This window comes from Pseudomonas knackmussii B13, from assembly GCF_000689415.1.
Classification (GTDB): Bacteria; Pseudomonadota; Gammaproteobacteria; order Pseudomonadales; family Pseudomonadaceae; genus Pseudomonas; species Pseudomonas knackmussii.
The window spans coordinates 4,606,884-4,630,169 of record NZ_HG322950.1; the positions used below are offsets into that span (position 1 = coordinate 4,606,884).

The 23,286-nt window shown below is 64.4% G+C and carries 22 protein-coding genes; 18 read left to right on the forward strand and 4 right to left on the reverse strand.

What is annotated here, in order from left to right; genetic code table 11:
- The first annotated feature begins 154 nt into the window (after window positions 1–154).
- On the forward strand, window positions 155–1,357 hold the full coding sequence (locus PKB_RS21575; protein ID WP_043254375.1) for an NAD(P)/FAD-dependent oxidoreductase: 1,203 nt from the start codon (window positions 155–157) through the stop codon (window positions 1,355–1,357).
- 84 nt (window positions 1,358–1,441) lie between these two features.
- A complete protein-coding gene (locus PKB_RS21580; RefSeq protein WP_043254377.1) occupies window positions 1,442–2,365 on the forward strand; it encodes an MBL fold metallo-hydrolase in 924 nt (307 codons plus the stop codon).
- Between the two features lie 216 nt (window positions 2,366–2,581).
- Here the strand turns inward: PKB_RS21580 and PKB_RS21585 are convergent, their stop codons facing one another.
- Both PKB_RS21585 and PKB_RS21590 read right to left on the reverse strand, forming a co-directional pair.
- The gene (locus PKB_RS21585) at window positions 2,582–3,202 is read right to left on the reverse strand and encodes a tyrosine-type recombinase/integrase (RefSeq protein WP_043254379.1); all 621 of its coding nucleotides are present in this window, start codon (window positions 3,200–3,202) and stop codon (window positions 2,582–2,584) included.
- Window positions 3,203–3,432: 230 nt separating this feature from the next.
- Window positions 3,433–4,869, reverse strand: a complete 1,437-nt coding sequence (locus PKB_RS21590) for an IS1182 family transposase (RefSeq protein WP_043251757.1) — start codon at window positions 4,867–4,869, stop codon at window positions 3,433–3,435.
- Window positions 4,870–5,115: 246 nt separating this feature from the next.
- On the opposite strand from PKB_RS21590, the gene PKB_RS21595 reads away from it, so the two are divergent.
- The 3 genes from PKB_RS21595 to PKB_RS21605 are packed head-to-tail and all read left to right on the forward strand — an operon-like array spanning window position 5,116 to window position 7,957.
- Window positions 5,116–5,943 carry an HTD2 family dehydratase gene (locus tag PKB_RS21595; protein ID WP_043254381.1) on the forward strand — a complete coding sequence of 276 codons (828 nt, stop codon included), beginning with the start codon at window positions 5,116–5,118 and terminating at the stop codon, window positions 5,941–5,943.
- A gap of 23 nt (window positions 5,944–5,966) precedes the next feature.
- Window positions 5,967–7,130: an acyl-CoA dehydrogenase family protein gene (locus PKB_RS21600; protein ID WP_043254382.1), complete on the forward strand. Its 1,164-nt coding sequence runs from the start codon at window positions 5,967–5,969 to the stop codon at window positions 7,128–7,130.
- Between the two features lie 11 nt (window positions 7,131–7,141).
- A complete protein-coding gene (locus PKB_RS21605) occupies window positions 7,142–7,957 on the forward strand; it encodes an HpcH/HpaI aldolase/citrate lyase family protein (RefSeq protein ID WP_043254384.1) in 816 nt (271 codons plus the stop codon).
- Between the two features lie 252 nt (window positions 7,958–8,209).
- Here the strand turns inward: PKB_RS21605 and PKB_RS21610 are convergent, their stop codons facing one another.
- Entirely contained in the window at window positions 8,210–9,448 is a 1,239-nt protein-coding gene (locus PKB_RS21610; RefSeq protein WP_043254386.1) for an OprD family porin, read from the reverse strand.
- Window positions 9,449–9,738: 290 nt separating this feature from the next.
- Here PKB_RS21610 and PKB_RS21615 point away from each other — a divergent pair, with 290 nt between their 5' ends.
- The 12 genes from PKB_RS21615 to PKB_RS21670 all read left to right on the forward strand — a co-directional run bounded on the left by PKB_RS21615 (window position 9,739) and on the right by PKB_RS21670 (window position 21,298).
- Window positions 9,739–10,935, forward strand: coding sequence for an acetyl-CoA C-acetyltransferase (locus PKB_RS21615; RefSeq protein ID WP_043254387.1), 1,197 nt, complete (start codon window positions 9,739–9,741; stop codon window positions 10,933–10,935).
- Window positions 10,936–10,943: 8 nt separating this feature from the next.
- Window positions 10,944–11,813 carry an alpha/beta fold hydrolase gene (locus PKB_RS21620; protein WP_043254389.1) on the forward strand — a complete coding sequence of 290 codons (870 nt, stop codon included), beginning with the start codon at window positions 10,944–10,946 and terminating at the stop codon, window positions 11,811–11,813.
- A 72-nt stretch (window positions 11,814–11,885) separates the two neighbouring features.
- Entirely contained in the window at window positions 11,886–12,776 is an 891-nt protein-coding gene (locus tag PKB_RS21625) for an MBL fold metallo-hydrolase (RefSeq protein ID WP_043254391.1), read from the forward strand.
- A 174-nt stretch (window positions 12,777–12,950) separates the two neighbouring features.
- Window positions 12,951–13,820, forward strand: a complete 870-nt coding sequence (locus PKB_RS21630) for a LysR substrate-binding domain-containing protein (protein ID WP_242411183.1) — start codon at window positions 12,951–12,953, stop codon at window positions 13,818–13,820.
- 126 nt (window positions 13,821–13,946) lie between these two features.
- Complete coding sequence (locus PKB_RS21635; protein WP_043254394.1) at window positions 13,947–14,999, forward strand: cyclase family protein; 1,053 nt, start codon at window positions 13,947–13,949, stop codon at window positions 14,997–14,999.
- Window positions 15,000–15,011: 12 nt separating this feature from the next.
- Entirely contained in the window at window positions 15,012–15,713 is a 702-nt protein-coding gene (locus PKB_RS21640) for an SDR family oxidoreductase (RefSeq protein WP_043254396.1), read from the forward strand.
- Window positions 15,714–15,901: 188 nt separating this feature from the next.
- Window positions 15,902–16,591, forward strand: coding sequence for a 3-oxoacid CoA-transferase subunit A (locus PKB_RS21645; RefSeq protein ID WP_003126463.1), 690 nt, complete (start codon window positions 15,902–15,904; stop codon window positions 16,589–16,591).
- Between the two features lie 2 nt (window positions 16,592–16,593).
- Window positions 16,594–17,298 (forward strand): 3-oxoacid CoA-transferase subunit B, encoded by a 705-nt coding sequence (locus PKB_RS21650; RefSeq protein ID WP_043254399.1) that lies wholly within the window; start codon window positions 16,594–16,596, stop codon window positions 17,296–17,298.
- Window positions 17,299–17,308: 10 nt separating this feature from the next.
- Window positions 17,309–18,193, forward strand: a complete 885-nt coding sequence (locus PKB_RS21655; RefSeq protein ID WP_043254401.1) for an acyl-CoA thioesterase — start codon at window positions 17,309–17,311, stop codon at window positions 18,191–18,193.
- A 192-nt stretch (window positions 18,194–18,385) separates the two neighbouring features.
- Window positions 18,386–19,684, forward strand: a complete 1,299-nt coding sequence (locus PKB_RS21660) for an MFS transporter (RefSeq protein ID WP_017516697.1) — start codon at window positions 18,386–18,388, stop codon at window positions 19,682–19,684.
- Between the two features lie 15 nt (window positions 19,685–19,699).
- The gene (catC, locus tag PKB_RS21665; protein ID WP_043254404.1) at window positions 19,700–19,978 is read left to right on the forward strand and encodes a muconolactone Delta-isomerase; all 279 of its coding nucleotides are present in this window, start codon (window positions 19,700–19,702) and stop codon (window positions 19,976–19,978) included.
- A gap of 78 nt (window positions 19,979–20,056) precedes the next feature.
- The gene (locus PKB_RS21670) at window positions 20,057–21,298 is read left to right on the forward strand and encodes an acetyl-CoA hydrolase/transferase family protein (protein WP_043254407.1); all 1,242 of its coding nucleotides are present in this window, start codon (window positions 20,057–20,059) and stop codon (window positions 21,296–21,298) included.
- 934 nt (window positions 21,299–22,232) lie between these two features.
- Here the strand turns inward: PKB_RS21670 and PKB_RS21675 are convergent.
- A complete protein-coding gene (locus PKB_RS21675; protein WP_043254409.1) occupies window positions 22,233–22,481 on the reverse strand; it encodes a helix-turn-helix domain-containing protein in 249 nt (82 codons plus the stop codon).
- Between the two features lie 233 nt (window positions 22,482–22,714).
- On the opposite strand from PKB_RS21675, the gene PKB_RS29675 reads away from it, so the two are divergent.
- Window positions 22,715–23,278, forward strand: a complete 564-nt coding sequence (locus PKB_RS29675) for a hypothetical protein (protein ID WP_156958058.1) — start codon at window positions 22,715–22,717, stop codon at window positions 23,276–23,278.
- Window positions 23,279–23,286 lie beyond the last annotated feature (8 nt).

Genomic DNA, 23,286 nt, shown 5'->3' on the forward strand with positions numbered 1-23,286 from the left:
GTGCATCCGGAAGTTCTCCTCCCTAGCATGGATTTACAGCGGACGACTGCAGACAGAACAACGCGAACCACAGTTTTCTAAACCCCGTCAGCGTCACGCCGAACTTGAAGAAGTTACTTCAAGGCAAATCATCCATTCGAGTCAGGAGCACATGATGAAACAGCAACTTCTGGTTATTGGCGCGGGCTTCGGTGGACTGTGGAGCGCACTGAGCGCCGCCCGCCTGCTGGACATGCACAGCCGCAACGACGTGGAAATCACCCTACTGGCGCCGCAGGCCGAGCTGCGCATCCGCCCGCGCTTTTACGAACCCGACGTGCACAGCATGTTCGCTCCACTGACCGAACTGTTCGAAGCCGTGGGCGTGCGCTTCGTCAAGGGTACAGCCGAGAGCATCGACGAGCAGTCCCGCAAGGTCGGCTACCGCGACGAAACTGGCCGCGCCGGCGAGCTGAGCTACGACCGCCTGGTACTGGCCAGCGGCAGCCAGCTGTCCCGCCCGCCGGTGCCAGGCCTGAAGGAATATGCCTTCGACGTTGACCAGATCGAATCGGCGGCGCACCTGGAAAGCCACCTGATGTCACTGCGCAACCAGCCGGCCAACCGCGCACGCAACACCGTGGTGATCGCTGGCGGCGGTTTCACAGGCATCGAGACCGCCACCGAAATGCCGGCGCGCTTGCGTGCCGTGCTGGGCGAAGACCAGGACGTACGCGTGATCATCGTCGATCGTGGCGAGCGTATCGGTGCGGTGATGGGCGACGGCATCCGCCCGTCGATCATCGAGGCCTCTGACAGCCTGGGGATCGAATGGATCACCGGCGCCACGGTCTCAGCCGTGGACGCCAACGGCGTCACCCTCGCTGACGGCCGCCACATCGAGAGCCACACGGTGATCTGGACCGTGGGCTTCCGCGCCAGCGCGCTGACCGAGCAGCTGACTGCCCAGCGCGACGGCCAGGGCCGCCTGCACGTGGACGGCAACCTCAAGGTGCGCGGACTGCAGAACGTCTTCGCCGCCGGTGACGTCGCCTACGCCGCCACCGATGACATCGGCAACTTCGCCGCGATGTCCTGCCAGCACGCCATCAGCCTCGGACGTCACGCCGGCAACAACGCCGCCGCCGACCTGCTGGGCGTCGCGCCAACCCAGTACCGCCAGCCCAAGTACGTCACCTGCCTGGACCTGGGCGCCTGGGGCGCCGTGTACACCGAAGGCTGGGACCGCCAGCTGAAGCTAGTCAAGGCCGAGGCCAAGGAACTCAAGACGCAGATCAACACCGTGTGGATCTACCCGCCGGCCGCCGACCGCCGCTCCGCCCTGGCTGCCGCCGACCCGCTGATCCCCGTGGCCTGATCGCTGCTCTGCCCGCACTCCCTCGCCCCCGAGGGAGCGCCATTCGCCTGATGGACTCGACCTACAAGCAACAGGAGAACGACCATGACCATGCACCTGAATACCTTCGCCCAGCCCGATGCCGCCACCCCAGCCCAGGAGCTGGTGCCTTCGCGCTATGCCCTGCGAGTTGGCGAGATCGATGTGCTGGTGGTCAGCGACGGCGTGCTGCCGCTGCCGACCGAAACCATGTCGACCAACGCCACCCCGGAAGAGCGCGCAGCCTGGTTCAAGGAGATGTACCTGGGCCCGGACATGTTCGACTGGGCGCTGAACGTACTGGTAGTGCGCAGCGGCGAGCAGATCATCCTGGTCGACGCCGGCCTGGGCAACCAGTTCCCCGGCTTCCCCCGCGCCGGGCAGTTCCCCAAGCGCCTGAAGGATGCCGGCATCGAGCTGTCATCAATCACCGATATCGTGATCACCCACATGCACATGGACCACATCGGCGGGCTGCTGACCGACACTGTAAAGAACGGTCTGAGCCCTGAGGTGCGCATCCACGTCACGGCCACCGAAGTCGACTTCTGGAAGATCCCGGACTTCAGCCTGACCGAAATGCCGCAGCCAGTCCCGGATGTCCTGCGGCGCACGGCCAACGAATTCATGGCGCATTACGAAAGCCGGCTGCATATCTTCGAAGACGAGTATCAGGTAGCGCCGGGCGTAGTGGCGAAGCTCACCGGCGGCCACACTCCCGGTCATTGCATCGTCTACGTCGATTCCGCCGGCGAGCGCCTGACCTTCGCCGGCGACGCGCTGTTCCCGGTGGCTTTCGACCACCCGGAATGGCACAACGGCTTCGAGCATGATCCGGAGGAGTCAGTTCACGTGCGGGTGCGCCTGCTGCGCGAAGCGGCGGCCAGCGGCGAGCTGTTCGTCGCCACTCACCTGTCTTTCCCTTCGGTTGGCCGCGTAGCCATTGATGGTGATGCCTTCCGGTGGATTGCAGGGTTCTGGGACTACTAAAACTAAAAGTAAAGTGTTGCTACCCTTGTCCCGCCGGGGGCCTTTCAACTACCCAGCGGGACAAGGGTTTTGATTTTCAATGTCAGTGGCTGGTTAGTAGCAGAGGCGCATCTTCAGAAGCAGGCAAGAGTTCAGATGGAAGAGTTTTGGATTTCGCTGGTAACTCCCCCCCAAAAGGCTCCGGTCTGTATCCCGGTGCAAAAAGGGGGAACATCGTCAAACCTCAGTCTGCTCCGCCATCTCCAGAGCGTCATCGACCTCGATACCTAAATACCTCACAGTGCTCTCCAGCTTCGTATGGCCGAGCAGCAACTGCACTGCTCTCAGGTTTTTCGTTCTGCGATAGATCAACGATGCTTTGGTTCGACGAAGCGTATGGGTTCCGTAGCGCGTTGGGTCGAGACCGACTGTGGTTACCCAGGCTTTCACAATGCGGGCGTACTGCCTCGTGGAAATGTGAGCTGAACGTCGAGCACGACTGGGAAAAAGGAAATCGTCGCTGCGACGGCGAGCAACACGGATCCAAGCTTCAACTGATGCTCTCGTCTGAGCTGTGATTTCGAACTGCACCGGCTGCTGGGTCTTCTGCTGCATCACGATCGCGCGGGTCGACACATGTTTACCGTGAGCTATGTCTCTGACGCGCAGCTTCGTCAAATCGCAGGCTCGCAGCTTGCTGTCGATGGCAAGATTGAACAGCGCCAGATCACGATCCTTGTTTGCGATCTCTAGCCGCACTCTGATAGCCCAAATGTCCCCAAGTCGCAGCGGTGCTTTTTGGCCGACCAGTTTGCCCTTGTTCCAAGGTTCGCGAGCTTTCGTTGTGAGTGTGGCCATGATTCGCCCTCCACATGAATGAAGGACTAGGATGCATCGCTCCCGGCCTAAGGGCAGCTTCCGGCCCAGGCTGTGTGAAAACAGCGAAGGGCTTGCGCCAGAATCGCATTTGGAATTGGGCCCCGAAAGTACATGCGACTATCTCGACCACCGGTTGTTAACCGCTGCCAGAGTCTTCTGAGGCGATCTACGGCAGTTTGCGGTGGAGAGACGCAGGAAAATGGCCGGCCTCAGGCGCGCAGTACCTCAATGACACCGCTGACGCCCAAAATGCTCAGCAGCCGTTTGAGGTTGTAGGCAAGCACATGCAAGCTCATTTCCGTGCTGACTCGAGGCAGCGTCTTGGTCAGAAAGTGCGTCGCGCCCATCCAATGTTTGAGCGTGCCAAACGGATGCTCTACGGTCTGTCGACGCACACTCATCATCTCCGGTTGGCGATCCAGCCGCTGCTGCATGGCCTCCAGGATTGCTTCGTGTTTCCAGCGCTTGAGTCGGCGGTAATTGCTGGTGGTGCAGTTGCTACGTATTGAGCAGCCCGGACAGTCAGAGCTCCAGTAAGCATCCAACTCGAGGCCATCTTCCACCGTCGAGAAGCGCTTGATCGCACGATGGCCAGCAGGACATTGGTACTCGTCATCAGCGGCTATGTAGATGAAGTCCTGTTTACCGAAGCGCCCTTCAGCTTTGCTGCTGGAAGTCATCGGCTTGGGCACGAAGGGCGTGATGCCCGCCTGCTCGCACGCGAGGATTTCCACTCCGCTGAAGTAGCCTCGATCGGCAACGACGCTGAGGCTTTCAGAACCGGTGGCTTCGCGAGCCTGCTCGGCCATCGTGGCAAGCGCCGCACGGTCATGGCCGACATTGGTGACTTCGTGCGCAACGATCAGGTGATGCTGGGTATCGACCGCCGTCTGCACGTTGTAGCCGACTACGCCGGTGCCTTTACCGCTGGTGGCCATGGAGCGAGCATCCGGATCGGTGAGCGAGACTTGTCCATCTGGTGCTTCGCGTAGCTGCTGCTCCATCTCCTTGAGCGCCTGCATCTGCTGGCGGAGCTTCTCGATTTTGTCCTGGAGGCGGCTGACCTTGGCTTCGGCGACATCGGATTGCGTCCGGTCGGCGGTATCCATCGCCGCCAGATAGCGCTCGATGCTTTTTTCGATCTGCTCCATGCGGGCGCGCAGCTTGCCGTGAGTGAAGTTGCGATCACGGTTGTTGACCGCTTTGAACTTGCTGCCGTCGATGGCCACCAGCGACTGGGAGAACAAGTCGAGTTGGCGACACAGCACGACGAACTGCCGGCAGACATTGCGAATGGCTTTGCCGTTGTCGCGTCGGAAGTCGGCAATGGTTTTGAAGTCTGGTGCCAGCCGCCCGGTCAGCCACATGAGTTCGAGATTGCGCTGGCATTCGCGCTCCAGGCGACGGCTGGACTGGATGCGGTTGAGGTAACCGTAGATGTAAACCTTCAACAGTACAGCGGGGTGATAGGACGGTCGCCCAGTTACGGCAGGAGTGGCCCCATCGAACTCCAGGGCCACCAGATCGAGTTGCTCGACGAAGGCTTCGACTACGCGGATCGGATTGTCTTCGGCGACGAAGTCATCCAGGCATTCGGGAAGTAAGCTGACCTGTGCCCGGCTCACCTCTTCGATGAATCGCTTCATACGCCGCCCCCGCTGAGGTTGCTCCAGCAACTCTAGGCGAGGACGACGTTTTCACACAGCCTGGGTCGGTAGCGGTCACCCATCAAGGGGCAGCAATCACCCAGTGGCAGACGCTACCAAGCAAAGCAAATGACGGTTCACCGGGTATTAGTCCCGGATTGAGCCTGACTTCTATAAATGTGAATTCCTCCCCTTCTGCACGCGCCCGCATCATGCCGGGCATCACCCACAAAGCGGATACACGGCATGACCGATTTCGATCCCTCGGCATGGCTGGGGCGTACCCAGGAAGTGCACGACCAGCTCAGCCGCAACCTAGTGCAGCGCATCGCGGCTACCTTCAGTGCAACGGCGCCGGCCCACGGCGAAGAGCTGCCGTGGCTCTGGCACTGGTGCTTCTTCAACGATCAGGTGGCCGGCAATCGCCTCGGCCCGGACGGCCACCCAACCCTGGGTACCTTCATGCCGCCGGCCCACGGGCGTAATCGCATGTGGGCCGGCGGCCGGCTGGAGTTTCTCGAACCCTTGCGCGTCGGCGCCGAAGCCTTCCGCAAGACGCGCATCGAGCGCATCGAGGAAAAAGCCGGGCGCACCGGCTCGCTGCTGTTCGTGACCCTCGCCCATGAGTACTGGCAGGGCCAGCAGCTGTGCCTGCGCGAGGAACAGGACATCGTCTACCGCGAGCCCACGCCGCCCAAGCTGAGCGCCGGTGAAGCCGCTCCGCTGGCGGACTGGGAGGAAAGCGTCGCGCCCGATCCGACCCTGTTGTTCCGCTACTCGGCGGTGACCTTCAACGCCCACCGCATCCACTTCGACTGGCCCTACGTCACCGCCAGCGAGGGCTATCCGGGGCTGGTGGTACACGGCCCGCTGACGGCCACCCTGAGCCTGGCCGCGTTCGTGCGCGCCAACCCGCTGGCCCGCGTGCGGCGCCTCAGCTTCCGTGGCCTGCGCCCACTGATCGCGCCCGAACCCTTCCGTGTTGCCGGCCGCCACACCGAGCCCGGCGTGGCCGAGCTGTGGGCCGCCAATTCCAGCGGCGTGAGCCAGCGCGCCGACGTTCTGTTCGACTGACCCAGATATTTCAAGGAACTCCCATGACCCACCGCAACATCGACGAACTCAACGCCATCCGCGAAGGCGTGCGCGCCCTCTGCGCGGAATTCCCCGCCGAATACTGGCGCAGGATCGACGAAGAAAAAGGCTTCCCCGAAGCCTTCGTGAGCGCCATGACCGAAGCCGGCTGGCTCTCCGCGATGATCCCGGAAGAATACGGCGGCTCGGGCCTGGGCCTGGCCGAGGCGTCGGTGATCCTCGAGGAGGTGAACCGCTGCGGTGGCAACTCCGGGACCATCCACGGGCAGATGTACAACATGTTCACCCTGCTGCGGAATGGCAGCGCCGAACAGAAGGCCTACTACCTGCCCAAGCTCGCCAGCGGCGAACTGCGCCTGCAATCCATGGGCGTCACCGAGCCCACCACCGGCACCGACACCACCAAGATCAAGACCACCGCCGTGCGCCAGGGCGACAAGTACGTGATCAACGGGCAGAAGGTGTGGATCTCGCGCGTCCAGCATTCCGACCTGATGATCCTGCTGGCCCGCACCACGCCGCTGGCCGAGGTGAAGAAGAAGTCCGAGGGCATGTCGATCTTCCTCGTCGACCTGCGCGAAGCCATCGGCAACGGCCTGACCGTGCAGCCCATCGCCAACATGGTCAACCACGAGACCAACGAGCTGTTCTTCGACAACCTGGAAATCCCCGCCGGCAACCTCATCGGTGAAGAGGGCAAGGGCTTCAAGTACATCCTCGACGGCCTCAACGCCGAGCGCACGCTGATCGCCGCCGAGTGCATCGGCGATGGCCGCTGGTTCACCGAGAAGTCCGCACAGTACGCCCGCGACCGCGTGGTGTTCGGCCGCCCGATCGGGCAGAACCAGGGTGTGCAGTTCCCCATCGCCGAGGCGCACATCGAGATCGAGGCCGCGGACCTGATGCGCTGGCGCGCCTGCGAGGAATACGACAGCGGCAAGAACGCCGGCGCCGCTGCCAACATGGCGAAATACCTGGCAGCCAAGGCCAGCTGGGAAGCCGCCAACGCCTGCCTGCAGACCCACGGCGGCTTCGGCTTCGCCAACGAATACGACGTCGAGCGCAAGTTCCGCGAGACGCGCCTGTACCAGGTGGCGCCGATCTCCACCAACCTGATCCTGTCCTACGTGGCCGAGCATCTGCTCGAACTGCCGCGTTCTTTCTGAGGAGGACCGTCATGGATAGGCCCCTGGAAAAACTGCGCAGCGCGCTGTTCGTGCCCGGCGACCGCCCGGAGCGTTTCGCCAAGGCCCTGGCCAGCGGCGCCGACGTGGTGATCGTCGACCTGGAGGACGCCGTGCATGCGTCCGCCAAGGCGCAGGCGCGCGAGCACCTGCGCGCCTTCCTCGATGCACACTCCGAGGCCGGCGTCTGGGTACGGGTGAACATGGCCGGGCACCTGGAGCACAACGACGACCTGGAACTCTGCCGCCACCCCGGCGTGCTCGGCATCCTGCTGCCCAAGGCGGAAAGCGTGGAGCAAGTGGTCAACGCCGCCGCCATCGGCAAGCCGCTGCTGCCCATCATCGAAAGCGCGCCAGGGCTGGCAGCATTGGCAGAAATAGCGCGGGTGCCCGGCGTGCAGCGCCTCACCTTTGGCGGATTGGACCTGTGCCTGGACCTGGGCATGAGCGCCGGCAGCGAAGCCGCCGCGCGGCTGCTCGATCAGGTGCGCTACGAGCTGCTGCTGCACACCCGACTCGCCGGTCTCGCCGCGCCGCTGGATACGGTGTTCCCCGACATCGCCGACCTCGACGGCCTCTCGCGCTTTGCCCGCGACGCCCGCGATGCCGGTTTCGCCGGCATGCTCTGCATTCACCCACGCCAGGTCCTGGGCGTGCACCAGGCGCTGGCGCCGACCCGCGAACAACTGGACTGGGCGCAGAAGATCGTCGGCGCGGCGCGTGGCAATGGCGCGTTCCAGCTGGACGGACAGATGGTCGATGCGCCGGTGATTGAACGCGCGCGACGCCTGCTCGCGCTGCACGACTGAGGACAGCAACCTCGCATTCGCCGGCCCTTCATGGCCGGCTTTTTTTCGTCGGTAGTCTGCGGGGCGGTGCGTCCGCCACAAACGCGAACGCCCGGTCCATCGTGGAGACCGGGCGTGCGTTTACCACCTTGGGGTTGCCCCCGGAAAATCCGGTTGCCGCGGCGGATGCTCCACGGGCCGGATGTCGTTACCGGCCGCTGAAGGCCGTCGAACCGGGCGCGCGTCTTCTTGTGGAAGACGAACGCCCGCGACTCACTTGAGCGGCAGCGTGTAGGAGAGGATCAGGCGGTTCTCGTCCAGCTCGCCGGCGCCATCGGAGCGCACCGTGGCGTTGCGCCAACGCACGCCGAAGTTCTTCATCGGGCCGCTCTGCACCACGTAGGTGATGTCCAGGTTGCGTTCCCATTCCTTGCCGGCTTGGCCGCCGATCTCGTAGCCATCGCCACGGATATAGCGGTTGATCATGACCAGGCCGGGCACGCCGAACGCGGCGAAATCGAGGTCGTGGCGCAGCTGCCAGGAAGTCTCGCGGGCGCGGGTGAAATCGAGAATCTGTACCACGTTGGCGCCGTAGGTGTCGGCGTCCTGCAGGTACGGGAAGGGACTGTCGCCGCTGTTGTCCTGGTAGCCGACGCGGAAGGTCTGCGCGCCGTAGTTGGCCGAGAGCATCGCGGTGGTCAGGCCGTTGTCGATGTCGCCGCCACGGGCTGCGCCATTCTCGGAAGAATCGAAGTAGCCCAGATTGGCGCTGAGCACCCAGTCGCCGGCCTTCCGGCTGCCCTGGAAGCCCAGGTAGTTCTGCTGGTAGACATCCTGCAATTCGGCACGCCAGTAAGCGACGTTGACCGTCGGCGAGAAGGCGTAAGTGGCGCCGAAGTAGTCGAAGTGATCGCCGCTGACACCGTAGTTGCCGGCAAGTATCTCGTCGTGGTTACCGCTGGAGTTGCGGAAGTTGACCTTGTCGAAACGCCCCAGGTCCAGGGTCAGGTTGTCGATATCGGTGGAGCTGAGCGTGGCGCCGTTGTAGATCGGCGGCAGCAGGCGCGCGTCGCTGGAGAGCAGGATCGGCGTCTTGGGGGTGAAGCCGCCGACCTTCAGCTCGGTCTTGGCGATCTTCATCTTCGCCACACCGGAGAGGTCGCTGTAGCTGCCCGGGCCGGAGTCGCCGAAGCGGTTGGGCAGCAGGCCGGTACCGGCGCGCGCATCGGAGGAATCCAGCTTCAGACCCAGCGCGCTGTAGAGCTCCAGGCCGACGCCCACGGTGCCTTCGGTGTAGCCGGACTTGGCGCTGAACATGAAGCCCTGGGCCCACTCTTCGCGCTTGGATTGCGGCGCGTTGTCCTGGCGAAAATCGCGGTTGAAATAGATGTTGCGCAGCGTGAGGTTGACGCTGCTGTCCTTGATGAATTCGGCGTGTGCCAGTGCCGGCAGCGCCAGCGCGGGAGGCAGCGCAAGCAGACCGAAGAGCTGCGCCAGGGAGGGATTGTGCATGGAGGTATCCGTGTTGGTTGTTGTTGTTCTGCGAAACGGGAAACGACCCGGAGGGGGAACGCCGGGGTGCGCAGAAGGATGCAAAGGCGAAGACACGGAGAGGTATTGGGTTTTGCTTAAGGAGCCGTTTCAGGAAAACGAAGAGCGCTGCGCAGCCCAGGCGGGCGCGGCGACTTAAGCAATGTCGAAGGCGGGCTTTCGAGATGCGAAATTCCCGTGCCGCGCCACCTTGCCCATGCTGGCCGGCATTCCCCTGCCCCACCCCCAACTCCAGGAACAAGGCCGACCCCATGCACGACGCGCTGATCGTTTCCCCCCTGCGAACCCCCATCGGCAAGTTCGGCGGCGCCCTCGCCGCGCTGAGCGCCGACCAGCTCGCCGCCGGCATCATCCAGGCGCTGCTGCAACGCGTGGATATCCCCCCGGCAACGCTGGACGAGGTGATCGTCGCGCAGTCCTACGCCTCCAGCGAAGCGCCCTGCATGGGCCGCTTCGCCGCCCTCGCCGCCGGCCTGCCGGTGGAGGTGCCCGGCTATACCCTCGACCGGCGCTGCGGTTCCGGCCTGCAGGCGGTGATCGACGCGGCGATGCACGTGCAGACCGGCGCAGCCCAAGCGGTGCTGGTGGTGGGCGTGGAAAGCATGAGCAACATCGAGTACTACAGCACCGACATGCGCTGGGGCGCCCGCGCCGGCAGCGTGAAGTTCCACGACCGCCTGGAGCGCGGCCGCGAACGCTCGCAGCCGCAGGAGCGTTTCGGGCGCATTTCCGGCATGCCGGAGACTGCCGAAAACCTGGCCCGCGACTACGCCATCAGCCGCGAGGAGGCCGACCGTTTCGCCGTGCGCAGCCACCAGAACGCTGCCAGCGCCTGGCGCGAGGGTCGTTTCGCCAGCGAGGTGGTGCCGGTCACCGTGCCGGGCAAGCGCGGCAGTCAGACCGTGGTGTCGATGGACGAAGGTATCCGCGAAGAAGCCAGCCTGGACGGCATGGCCGGTCTGCGCACGCTGCTGCCCGAGGGTGTCTGCACTGCCGGCAACTCCAGCCAGCAGAACGATGCGGCGGCGGCCTGCCTGGTGGTCTCGCGCGAGTACGCCGAACGCTATCGCCTGGAGCCCATCGCCCGCCTGGCGGGCTGGGCAGCGGCCGGCTGCGACCCGGCGCGCATGGGCATCGGCCCGGTGCCGGCAGTGGAGAAGCTACTGCAAAGCACCCGGCGCACGCTGGCGGAGATGGACCTCATCGAAGTCAACGAAGCTTTCGCCGCCCAGGCCCTGGCCGTGCTCAAGGCCTGGGGCCTGGAGAACGACGAGCGGGTCAACGTCAACGGCTCAGGCATCTCCCTCGGCCACCCGATCGGCGCCACCGGCGTGCGCATCATGACCACCCTGCTCCACGAGATGCAGCGCCGCGGCTCGCGCTACGGCCTGGAGACCATGTGCATCGGCGGCGGCCAGGGCCTGGCGGCCCTGTTCGAGCGCGTGTGAGGCCCAGGATGAACTGGATCGAAGTCAATCGAATAGCCCTGCGCTACCAGCTGCTGCCGGCGCGCCGCGCTGACGCCCCGGTGCTGGTGCTGGTGCACGAAATGGGCGGCAGCCTGGAAAGCTGGGACGGGCTGTGTTCCACGCTCTACGGCGAGCTGACGCTGCTGCGCTACGACACCCGCTGCGCCGGCCTGTCGGAGAAGTTCCCCGGCGAACTGGAGATCGACGCCCACGTTGCCGACCTGGCCGCGCTGCTCGATGCGCTGGCCATCGATGTGCCGGTGGCGCTGATGGGCGTCGCCGTGGGTGCCGCCATCGCCATCCGCTTCGCCGCACGGCATCCGCAGCGCTGCCGGCAACTGGTCGCCCTCGCTCCCGCCTGTGGCGTGCCGGCCGCCGCCCGTGATGCCACCCGGCAACGCGCAGCAGCCCTGCGCGAAGAAGGCCTGGGCGAACTGGTCCCGGCGCTGCTGGAGAAAACCTGGCCGGAGCCGCTGCGCACCGATACCGACACCTTCGAGGCCTTCCGCCTGCGCTGGCGCGCCGCCGATCCGCAGGGCTTCGCCGCCACCTTCGGCATGCTCGCCGGGCTGGAACTGGAAGCGGACCTGCCCCGCCTTCCACCACGCACGCTGTTCGTGGCCGGCGAATACGACGCGCTGCGGCCGCCAGCGGAGATCGACCGCCTGGCCGGATTCGCCGCACAGATCGAAGCATTGGCGGTAGCCTCCGGGCATTTCATGCCCTTGCAGAGCCCCCGCCTGGTGGCGGCGCTGGTGCGCGGTTACCTGTGCGACGGACACAGCGGTGCGGCGGTCTACCGGGACTTCATCGCCCAGTCGGAACACCGCGTCGGCGCTGCCGGCCACGCAGCCTGAGGGAACCCGTGCACGGCCGCGCCGTGACAGCCGAACATTCAACCCAAGAACAACAATGAGGAACCTCGCCCCATGATGCAGTCGCGCATGATCGGTGACATCAAGGTCACCCGCATTCTCGAGTACGCCGGCCCGACCCACGACCCGGCTTTCCTGTTTCCGCAGATGGAACAGGGCGTGCTGGCCGAACACCGCGAGCTGATGGCGCCCAACCACTGGATCGAGCACATGAACAGGCTCATCGTCACCATCCAGTTCTGGATCGTGCACGTGGGCAACGAGATCGTGGTGATCGACACCGGCGTCGGCAACTTCAAGCCGCGCCCGGGCATCGCACGGATGAACATGCTCAACGGCCTGGTACGCGAGTGGATGATTGCCGCCGGCGCGCCGCCGGAAAAGGTCACCCAGGTGGTGATCACCCACCTGCACTCCGACCACGTGGGCTGGAACACCACCTGGAAGGATGGCCGCTGGGAACCGACCTTCCCCAACGCCACCTACCATTTCCCCAAGGACGACTTCGACTTCTGCCACCAGGGCAAGAACAGGGAAGGCGGCGTCATCGATGTGTTCGGCGAATCCTTCTTCGACAGCGTGATGCCCATCGTCGATGCGGGCCTGGCGAGGATGATGGTGCCCGGCGAGGAAATCGCCGACTGCCTGCAAGTGCAGGCGGCCCCCGGCCACAGCCCCGGCCAGGTGATCTTCAAGGTGCGTTCCGGCGGTGAGGAAGGCATCTTCTGCGGCGACATCCTGCACAGCCCGGTACAGATCGTCCTTCCGCAGATCAACTCCGGCTACTGCATCTGGGAGGATACCGCCCGTCAGACACGCCTGGCCTTCCTCAACGACGCAGCGGACTCCGGCGCACTGATCCTCCCGGTGCATTTCGGTGAACCGCACTGCGGCTTCATCCGCCGTCAGGGCTCGGGCTTCGCCTTCGAGGCGGCCCACTGGTGAGCCGGTGACCTGCGCCCGCGCACGCATCTGGATGTGCGCGGGCGTGGGCTACCAGAACGGCGCCGGGCCGACGAATGCCGTCTATGCAGGCCATTCGCCAGCCAGTACCGTGGTATACCACTTGGCAAGAAGTACCTGACCATGGCGATGCATTTCGATATCACGGATTTCCGCTTGTTCATCAACATCGCGGAAACCAGCAGCCTCACCCGCGGCGCGGAACGCTCCTTTCTCTCCGTGCCGGCGACCAGCAACCGCATCAAGAACCTCGAGGACAACCTCGGCATGCGTCTGCTGGAGCGCTCGCCCCAGGGCGTCACGCTGACCAACGCCGGCAGGACCTACCTGCAGCACGCACGCATCATTCTCTCGCAGCTGGAGATGCTCACCGGCGACCTGCAGCAGTACGCCGAAGGTCTCAAGGGACAGCTACGTCTGCTGGCCAACACCACCGCGATCACCGAGTACCTGCCGCCGGTGGTGGGTGAGTACCTCAAGACCCACCCCGACGTGCACATCGACATGCGCGAGCGCCTTTCCGACGACATCGTGCGCTGCATCCGCGACGGCAGCGCGGACCTGGGCATCGTCTCCGGCAGCGTGGTCACCGACGGGCTGCAGAGCGTACCGCTGGTGAGCAGCCGGCTGATGGTCATCGCCCCGGAAGGCCATCCGATCCTCGAAGGCGGCGAGGTGCATTTCAAGGAGGCACTGCAATACGCCTTCGTCTCGCTGCTCGAAGGCAGCGCCATCCACGTGTTCCTCAGCCGCGCGGCGGCAGCGCTGCACATCCCGCTGACCATCCGTGTGCAGGTCGCCAGCTCCGACGCGATCTTCCGCATGGTCGAGGCCGGCGCCGGCATCGCCATCGTGCCCCAGGCCGGATTCGAGCGCCTCAAGGGCAGCCAGAAGATCGGTTCCTGCAAGCTGCTCGACCCCTGGGCGGTGCGCACCTTCCAGCTCTGCGCGCAGGATTTCGACGGCCTCTCGGCCTTCGCCCGCGATTTCGCCGACAGCCTGATCGACTGCTACCGGGCGGCTTAATCCCAGGTTAAGCCCGCCTTTCGAAGAGGCCAATTGTCCGCCTCCGACGAGTCTGGGAGCCTTGCAGCACAGGGACGCACGCCACCCCGGACGCCCCGCCACCTATAAGAACAAGGACCATCGACCATGGCCGAACCACGCTGGAAGAAACGCCCCGAAGGCTCGAACTGGGGCGACTTCGGCCCCGACGACCAGAAAGGCCGGTTGAACCTGCTGACGCCACAGAAGGTGCTGCAGGGCATCGCCGAAGTACGCGAAGGCCTGGCCTTCTGCCTCAGCCTGCCGCTGGACTACCCCGGCGGCAATGCGATGAACGTCAACCGCCTGCCGCCGATCCTGCGCCCGCTGCTGCGCAAGGGCGGCGTCAACATGAACTACCAGTACCAGTGGATCCAGGAAGGCCGCCCCGACGTGCTCAGCGACGACCTGGCGATTCTCCACCTGCAGTACTCCACCCAATGGGATGCGCTCTCCCATGTCGGCGCGCTGTTCGATGCCAACGATGACGGCGTGCCCGAGCCGCTGTACTACAACGGCTTCAGCGCCGGCGGCGACGTCGAAGGCCCCAGCGAGCTGGAGGACTGCGGCATCGCCGGGCCGATCAAGCCCCACAGCACTTCCTGCGCCCACGCCCTGGGCATCGAGCGGATGGCCGAGACCTGCGTGCAGGGCCGTGGCGTGATGATCGACCTGCACCACCACTACGGCCTGGGCCGCACCCATGTCGGCTACGACCAGCTGATGCGCGTGCTCGAAGCCGACCGCGTGGAAGTAGAGGCCGGCGACATCGTCTGCCTGCACACCGGCTACGCCGAAGCCCTGCTGGGAATGAACCGCAACCCCGACCCGGCAGAGCTGGAACGCCTGGCCGCCGTGCTCGACGGCAACGACAGCCGCCTGCTGAACTGGATCACCGACAGCAACCTGGTGGCCATCGCCGCCGACAACTACTCGGTGGAAATCTTCCCCGCCGGCCACGCCGGCGACTGCTGCTCGGTGATGCCGCTGCACCATCACTGCCTGTTCAAGCTCGGTGTGCACCTGGGCGAGCTGTGGCACCTCACGCCGCTGGCCCAATGGCTGCGCGCCAACGACCGCAACCGCTTCCTGCTGACCGCCCCGCCGCTGCGCCTGCCCGGCGCCGTCGGCGCGCCGCTCAACCCCATCGCCACCGTCTGACGGAGTTCCCACGTGCCCAAAGAACGCGTACTCATCACTGGAGGCGCCTCCGGTATCGGCGCCGCCATCGCCCAACGCTGCCGCGAGGACGGCTATGAGCCGGTGATCATCGACCGCATCGGCGACGGCCTGATCGCCGACCTCACCGACACCGCCGCCACCGCAGCCGCGCTGCAGCAGGCCCTGGCCGACGGGCCGATCACCCGCCTAGTGAACAACGTCGGCATGGTCTGCCCGAACCCGGCGGACGAGCAGAGTTTCGAGGATCTGGAGCGGGTGTGGGCGCTGAATGTGCGCTGCTCGCTGCAGTGCATGCAGGCGCTGCTGCCGGGCATGAAGGAAGCCGGCTTCGGGCGCATCCTCAACATGTCCTCGCGCGCCGCGCTGGGCAAGGAACTGCGCACCGCCTACGCCGCCACCAAGGCCGGGCTGCTGGGCATGACCCGCGTCTGGGCGCTGGAACTGGGCCGCCACGGCATCACCGCCAACGCCATCGGGCCGGGGCCGATTCGCACCGAGCTGTTCGAGCGCGCCAACCCGCCGGATAGCCCGCGCACCCAGGCAATCATCGACAGTGTGCCGGTCAAGCGCCTCGGCGTGCCGGACGACATCGCCCAGGCCGCCTCGTTCTTCCTCGATCAGCGCGCCGGTTTCGTCACCGGCCAGGTGCTCTATGTCTGCGGCGGCATGACTGTCGGCGTGGCCGCCGTCTGAGCCCTTACCAAAGTGCGCCAGCCCGCACTGCACAAGGCTGGTGCGCCCTCTTAACCGGCGGTTAAACGCCCCTTCCGCAGACTGAAATTGTGGCCCTCCAGACGCACTGGCAAGCTGGTTTCCAGGGGCGATGAGGGCTTTCGAAAGCCGCGTCCGTCCGCGATAAAAACGACAAAGGACCCGCAGTCATGATCGACAAGTTTTGCCCCAGCGCCGCCCAGGCGCTGGCCGAGATTCCCGATGGCGCGACCATCGCCGTGGGCGGCTTCGGCGGCGCCGGGATGCCCGAGGACCTGATCGACGCGCTGATCGCCCAGGGCGCACGCGACCTCACCCTGGTGAGCAACAACGCCGGCCAGGGCGACACCGGCCTGGCCGCCCTGCTCAAGGCCGGTCAGGTGCGTCGGATTCTCTGCTCCTACCCGCGCATGGTCGGCTCCCACGTCTTCGAGGAGTTGTACCGCGCCGGCAGGATCGAGCTGGAAATCGTCCCCCAGGGCAATCTCGCCGAACGCCTGCGCGCTGCCGGCTGCGGCATCGGCGGCTTCTTCACCCCCACCGGCTACGGCACGCTGCTGGCCGAGGGCAAGGAAACCCGCCTCATCGATGGTCGCCACTACGTGCTGGAGTCGCCCATTCATGTCGACTACGCGCTGATCAATGCCGAGCTTGGCGATCGCTGGGGCAACCTCACCTACCGCAAGACCGCGCGCAACTTCAGCCCAGTGATGGCCATGGCCGCGCGCCACACCATCGCCTCGGTGGGTCGCGTCTGCGAACTGGGTGAAATCGACCCGGAACACGTGGTCACCCCCGGCATCTTCGTCAAACACATCGTGCAGCGCAGCGCCGCTGCCGATCAGCGCCAGGCAGGTTGAACATGGACAAACAGACCCGCAACGCCATGGCCGCCCGCGTGGCCCGCGACATCCCCGAAGGCGCCTACGTCAACCTCGGCATCGGCCTGCCCACGCTGGTGGCCAACCACCTGCCGGCGGACAAGGACATCTTCCTGCACAGCGAGAACGGCGTGCTCGGCCGCTGGACCGGGGCCAAGCCCGGCGAGGAAGACTGGGACATGATCAACGCCGGCAAGGAACCGATCAGCCTGGCTCCCGGTGCTGCGTTTTTCCACCATGCCGACTCCTTCGGCATGATGCGCGGCGGCCACCTGGACATCTGCGTGCTCGGCGCCTTCCAGGTCGCGGCCAACGGTGATCTCGCCAACTGGCACACCGGCGCGCCGGATGCGATTCCCGCCGTCGGCGGCGCGATGGACCTGGCCATTGGCGCCAAGCGCATCTTCGTGATGATGGAACACCTGGCCAAGAACGGCGAAAGCAAGCTGATCGAGCGCTGCACTTATCCGCTCACCGGGATCGGCTGCGTCAGCCGCGTCTACACCGACCTCGCCACCCTGGAGATCACCGCCGAAGACGTGCAGGTCCTCGAACTGGTGGGCGAAACCACGGCCGAGACGCTACAGGCGGTCACGCCGATCCGACTGGATTTTTCCACCCTGCCCGACCGCCCCGCGCGCGCCCTGAGCCCGAGTGCCGAACGCGCCCTGGGCAGCTCCGCCTGAGGTCGCCGCCATGGCCAACCATCACTCCAGAGCCTGGGACCAGGGCGACCTGACGGAACTGCTGAGCCTGGAAGACGGCCCGCAGGATACCTTCCGCAGCACGGTCAACGACCGCAACGTCAACGGTCGCATCTATGCCGGGCAACTGCTCGGCCAGGCGCTCTGGGCTGCCGCCCGGACCACGCCGCAACGCGTACCCAGCACCTTGCAGGCGACCTTCCTGCAAGGTGCCCGGCCCACCGATGCGCTCGAATACAAGGTCGAGGCGCTACAGGATGGCCGGCGCTTTTCCACCCGCCACGTCTATGGCGTGCAGGGTACGGCGCTGGTGCTCAGCGCCCATGTGACCTTCCAGACGCCGGGCCAGCCGCAGGAGCCCACTCCACGCCTGGAGCGCCCCGTGCCCGCCCCGGAAAGCCTGCCGGACCTGCGCCAGTTGGCCGAGCGCTACCCCGGCCAGGCCGACGCCTTGCAGGTGCGCTTCACCGGGCAGCCGCTGCTGGACATTCGCCTGGTCGATCCCCAGGCGTATTTCGACGGCGCGGCGCCACCCAGCGAAATCCTCTACTGGGTCCGCCTGCTGCAACCGCTGACCGCCGAACGCTGCCTGCAACATGCGGCCCTGGCTTACCTCTCCGACTGCTGGCTGCACATCGGCCTCGCGCCGCCAGCTCAAGGCGGCGACGCCTGGCAGCACCACTACGTCGCCAACCTCAACCACACGGTGTGGTTCCACACCCCGGAGCCTGCCTGCGACGACTGGCTGCTGTTCGTCAGCAACGCCACCCGAGGCCTTGCCGGGCGCGGCCTTGCCCAGGCGCACATCTACCGCCGCGACGGGCGCCTGGTGGCCAGCCTGGCTCAGGACCTGCTGACTTCGCCGAGGACCGACTGACCGCTTAGCACGATCGAAAGGCAGGCTTTCGCAAAGGCAAATGGGCGCGCGAAGCAATCTGCCGCATGCTCGTTCCACGAACTGACACCCCGCCCGCCTGGCGGTCAGCTCGCAAGACGAGCCTCACCCAAACGCTGCAATCGTGGCCCCGCCACGAACCGACACCCAATAACAATAAGGACGGTAATCACCATGTTCGACTGGTACAAGACTGGCTCGCGCCAGGAGCGCAAGACCTTCTGGGCCTGCTTCTCCGGCTGGGCGCTGGATACCTACGACGCGCAGATGTTCAGCTTCCTGCTGCCGGCGCTGATGGCGGTCTGGCAGATCTCCAAGGGCGAGGCCGGCGTGGTCGGCACCGCCGCGCTGCTCTCGGCATCCCTGGGCGGCTGGATCGCCGGCATCCTCAGCGACCGCTATGGCCGCGTACGCATCCTGATCTTCACCATCTGCTGGTTCACCCTGTTCGGCTTCATCGCCGGCTTCGCCCAGAGCTACGAGCAGATGCTGGTGATCCGCACCCTGCAGGGCCTGGGCTTTGGCGGTGAATGGGCGGTGGGCGCGGCGCTGATGGCCGAGGTCATCCGTCCCGAACACCGTGGCAAGGCGCTGGGCTTCGTGCAGAGCGGCTTCGCCCTCGGCTGGGCAGGCGCCGCGGTGATCATGACCGGCCTGCTCGCTTGGCTGCCGCAGGACCTGGCCTGGCGCGTAGCGTTCTGGGTCGGCGTGATCCCGGCCGGCTTCGTGCTGTTCATCCGCCGTCACGTCAAGGACCCGGAGATCTACCAGCAGGCCACCGCCAAGGTCGAGGAAAAGGCCTCGATGCTGTCGGCCTTCCGTCCCGCGGTGATCCGCCTGACCCTGCTCGCCGCCGTGCTGGTCACTGGCCTGCAAGCCGCCGCCTACACCATCATGGCCTGGCTGCCGACGCTGATGGTCTCCGAACGGGGCCTCAAGCCCGGTCCGGTGATCTTCACCATGCTGATCATGTGCGCGGGCGCCTTCGCCGGCTTCATGGTCACCGCCTGGATCGCCGACCGCTACGGCCGCCGTCCTGCCCTGCTGCTGTTCAGCGTCGGCGCGTGGATCTTCACCGTGGTCTACATGCTGGTGCCGATGAGTACCGAGCTGCTGATGGTTATGGCCTTCCCGGTGGGCGCCTTCGCCACCGGCATCTTCGCGGTGCTCGGCCCGTTCCTCAGCGAACTCTTCCCCACCCACGTACGCACCACCTGCATGGGCTTCTCCTACAACCTGGGCAAATCCCTCGGCGCGCTGTCCATCGCCGGCGTCGGCGTGCTCTCCGAGAAGCTCGGCCTGGCCCAGTCCATCGGCACCTTCTGCCTGGTGGCCTACGCGCTGTCCGTCACTGCCGTGCTGCTGCTCCCGGAAACCCGTGGCGTACGCCTGCAGGACGTCGACGCCAAGGCCCTGAACGACGACGAGCCGCAAGCCTCCGGCAGCGCCCAGCTGTCCCAAAGCAAATCCTGAACCCGAGGAACCACCATGCTGTACTGCGTAAAAATGGACGTGAACATTCCCCGCGACATTCCCAGCGAGGAAGTCGAGGCGATCAAGGCCGCCGAGAAGGCCCGCGCTACCGACATCCAGCGCTCGGGGAAATGGCCGCACCTGTGGCGCGTCGTCGGCCAGTACTCGAACATCAGCGTGTTCGACGTTGAGAGCAATGACGAGCTGCATGCGCTGCTCTCCAGTCTGCCCCTCTTCCCGTTCATGACCATCCAGGTCACCCCGCTGGCGAAGCACCCCTCCTCCATCGCCTGAGCCTTGGCTCAAGCGTTGCGCGGCGGCCCGCCACGGGCCGCCGCAGCCTTTCCTCCCCCGACTATTCAGGATGCGGCCATGAAACTGCTGCAAGCGGATGCGTTCGACCTCAGTGAACTGATCCGTCCCGGCGACACCGTACTCTGGGGCCAGGCCAACGCCGAGCCCCTGCCGCTGACCACGGCACTGATGGCGCAGCGCGCGCGCATCGGCCGCTTCCGGGTAATGCTCGGCATCGCCAACAACGCCACCTGCCGGCCCGAGCACGCCGACCACGTCGACCTGCTCGCATACTGCGGCGCCGGCGCCAACCGCGAGCTGGGCAACGCCGGGGTACTCGACATCCTGCCGTGCCACTATTCGCAGCTGCCGGCGATGATCGAGAGTGGAGCGCTGCGCATCGACGTCCTGCTGCTGCAACTGGCCCCGGCAGACACCAATGGCCGCTATAGCCTGAGCATCGCCCACGAATACCTGCTGCCCGCACTGGACCGCGCGCGGGTGGTGATTGCCGAGGTGAACCAGCAGGCACCGCGCACCTTTGGCGAACGCACGCTGGGCAGCGATGACCTCGACGCTGTCCTCCACACCGACCGCCCACCGCTGGAGAATCCGCCCGCGCGCCTGCGCGAAGCGGACAACCGGATCGCTGCGCAGATCGCCGAGCTGATCGACGACGGTGCCACCCTGCAGATGGGTATCGGTGCCATTCCCGACGCCGTGCTCGGCGCTCTGCTCCAGCACCGCGACCTGGGCGTGCACTCGGGCAGCCTCGGCGATGGCGTCGCGCAGCTGATGCAGGCCGGCGTCATCACCAATGCGCGCAAGAACCGCGACTGCGGCCGCAGCGTCGGCGGCGTGCTGCTGGGTAGCCGGGTGATCCACGAGTTTGCCCACGACAACCCGACGATCCAGTTGCGCTCCACTGCTTACACCCACGACGCCGATGTGCTGGCCAGCCTGAACCAGCTCGTGGCGATCAACTCCGCCGTGGAAGTGGACCTCACCGGCCAGGTCAATTCCGAAGTTGCCGCTGGCAGCTACGTTGGCGCAGTGGGCGGCGCGCTGGACTTCCTGCGCGGCGCGGCGCGCTCGCGCGGCGGTCTGCCGATCATCGCCCTGCCCGCCACGGCCGGCGCCAGCAGCCGTATCGTCACCCGGCTAACTGGCCCGGTGACCATCCCGCGCAGTGATGCCGGGCTGATCGTCACCGAATACGGCGTCGCCGACCTGCGCGGCAAGAACCTGCGCCAGCGTGTGGAATGCCTGCTGAAAATCGCTGCCCCGCAGCATCGATCGGCGCTTGAGGCACAGTTGTAAGCTGATCCTGGTGGGATCTGGAGATGCGCATTTGGAGATCAATTCCAGCTTTCAACGACCAGCACTCGAGTGCGAAGAACTCAATGCTTGGAGGGGGTACTTGTGATTGGTACGTCGCACATGCCGCTCAAGGGCAGCTATCGGCCAAGAGCGGACATCCCACAGCTCCGAAGACTGACAGATCGCATCCGTAATTTAGACCGCCTCAGTTTTATCCCACGGTGGGCGCACAGCTGTGAACTTAGAAAATGTACCCCTCAGGATAAATCTGAATACATTCGTATTGATCAGATGTAGCTTGCAGACATAGGGAAACACCACTACTCAAACGTATGGTCAGTTGGCGCGGCTCTACGCAATAGCTGGCAACCGGAGATTTGAGCAAAATAGAAAACGCAGTTGTCGTCCATCCACACTCCTCACTCCAAGAGGACATCAGCTCATCATCCTTCATTACCACGACAGGGCTCTGGCAACAGATGTATCGTCCAGAGTCAAAGTGGAATTGAACGTCGTACCGGCCAATACCTATCTGGTTGATTTCCGATCCAATGATGTCATCTATGTTGAGTTCTGCGGGTAAGTCGTACATTGGTCGTTTCCATGAAGTGTTGCTCGTATTGTCCATTTGAGAGATTACGACAAGAGAATGCAACCAAGAAAGTCAATGAAGGAAGTCGCGTTTCCCATAAGGTGCATCGTTTTGAGTGTCCGTTCATTGATCTCCTTGCATCCGAATCAGGCTTTAGGGTTACGCGAGAAAAATACGGTGATCGGATTGCCTTCCCTAACGTCTGCTTTGGGTCGGTAGCTGCCGGTGACCATGGTTCGTCTTAACCAGGACGAACCATGGTCCTTTGCCCCAGCCGGTGTTCGAGCGACAAGGCACTGCGTAACTCGCTAGGACGACCTCAACCCGGGGCGCACGGTAATCTCAGCTCCTACGCAGCTCGGATTCGAACTCGGCTATTAGCTCGGGTAGATCGCAGCCCATTACCTTGCACAGATCCCGAATTTGGATGATGTCCAGCCGACGGACACCCCGCTCAACATCGCTCATAAAAGACTGAGGTCGGCCCAAGGCAGTCGAACAAGTCTCCTGCGTAAGGCCCGCCTCTAGGCGGCGTCGCTTCAGGACAGCGAGGAAGACGCCGTACTCCTCCCGGTAAATCGCTTTCGTCATAGGGCCGGCCTTTGAGGGTCAGCCCAGCAACCTATATCTGATTTTCAAATATCTGATTTTCGGATATTTTACGTGGTAGCGCTTTGCCACAAGCACACGCCATGCAGGCGTCCTACCTGCGGCGCTTACGGGAAAGCCGATGTTGCCAATGGCGTTTGGACCCACTCAAACCAGCCGTTTCCAGCTGCATGAGCCCAGCCTTGGTAGGCGAATAAACCTAAAAGGAAGATAACGTGGCCAAATACTTTTATAGCAACTGCGTCATAACGGGCATTGGCAAACCGCAGACCCCATTTCAAACAAATACAGTGACAGCAAGTGCGAAGATCAACGGAAGATCTGCCCCAAAGGTCATGTTCAGTTCAGAGATGTACAACTACTTCCAAGGTGCGGGGAATGGAAAAGAGCATCGCGTCTGGTTTGTAGTAGCGAAGAAGAAAGATCCGATAATGATCATCTCCGTACAGAATGAGGCTGGTGAGATTCACAAACCAAAGTCTCAAGCGAGAGATGGCCTCGGCGTGCTACTCGGCAGCATCCTAAACGCCTCAATTGCATGGGCCGCCACTTACTTTTTCTTGCCTGCGCTGGTCGGACATAGGAACCAAGACTCCGCATCTTTCTGGATTTGGGTAATTACCGCCGTATTCTTTATTTTTCGAGGCGGCAAAGCCCTTGCCAAACTCTCCACCCCCGAAAACTGGCAGCAGGGAAACATAGACAACTTCACACAAGAAGTTGAGCCTCTATTTTCAAGTCCAAAGCGAAATTCGCCCGATAACTGGATGAACAGCTAGAGCCGAGC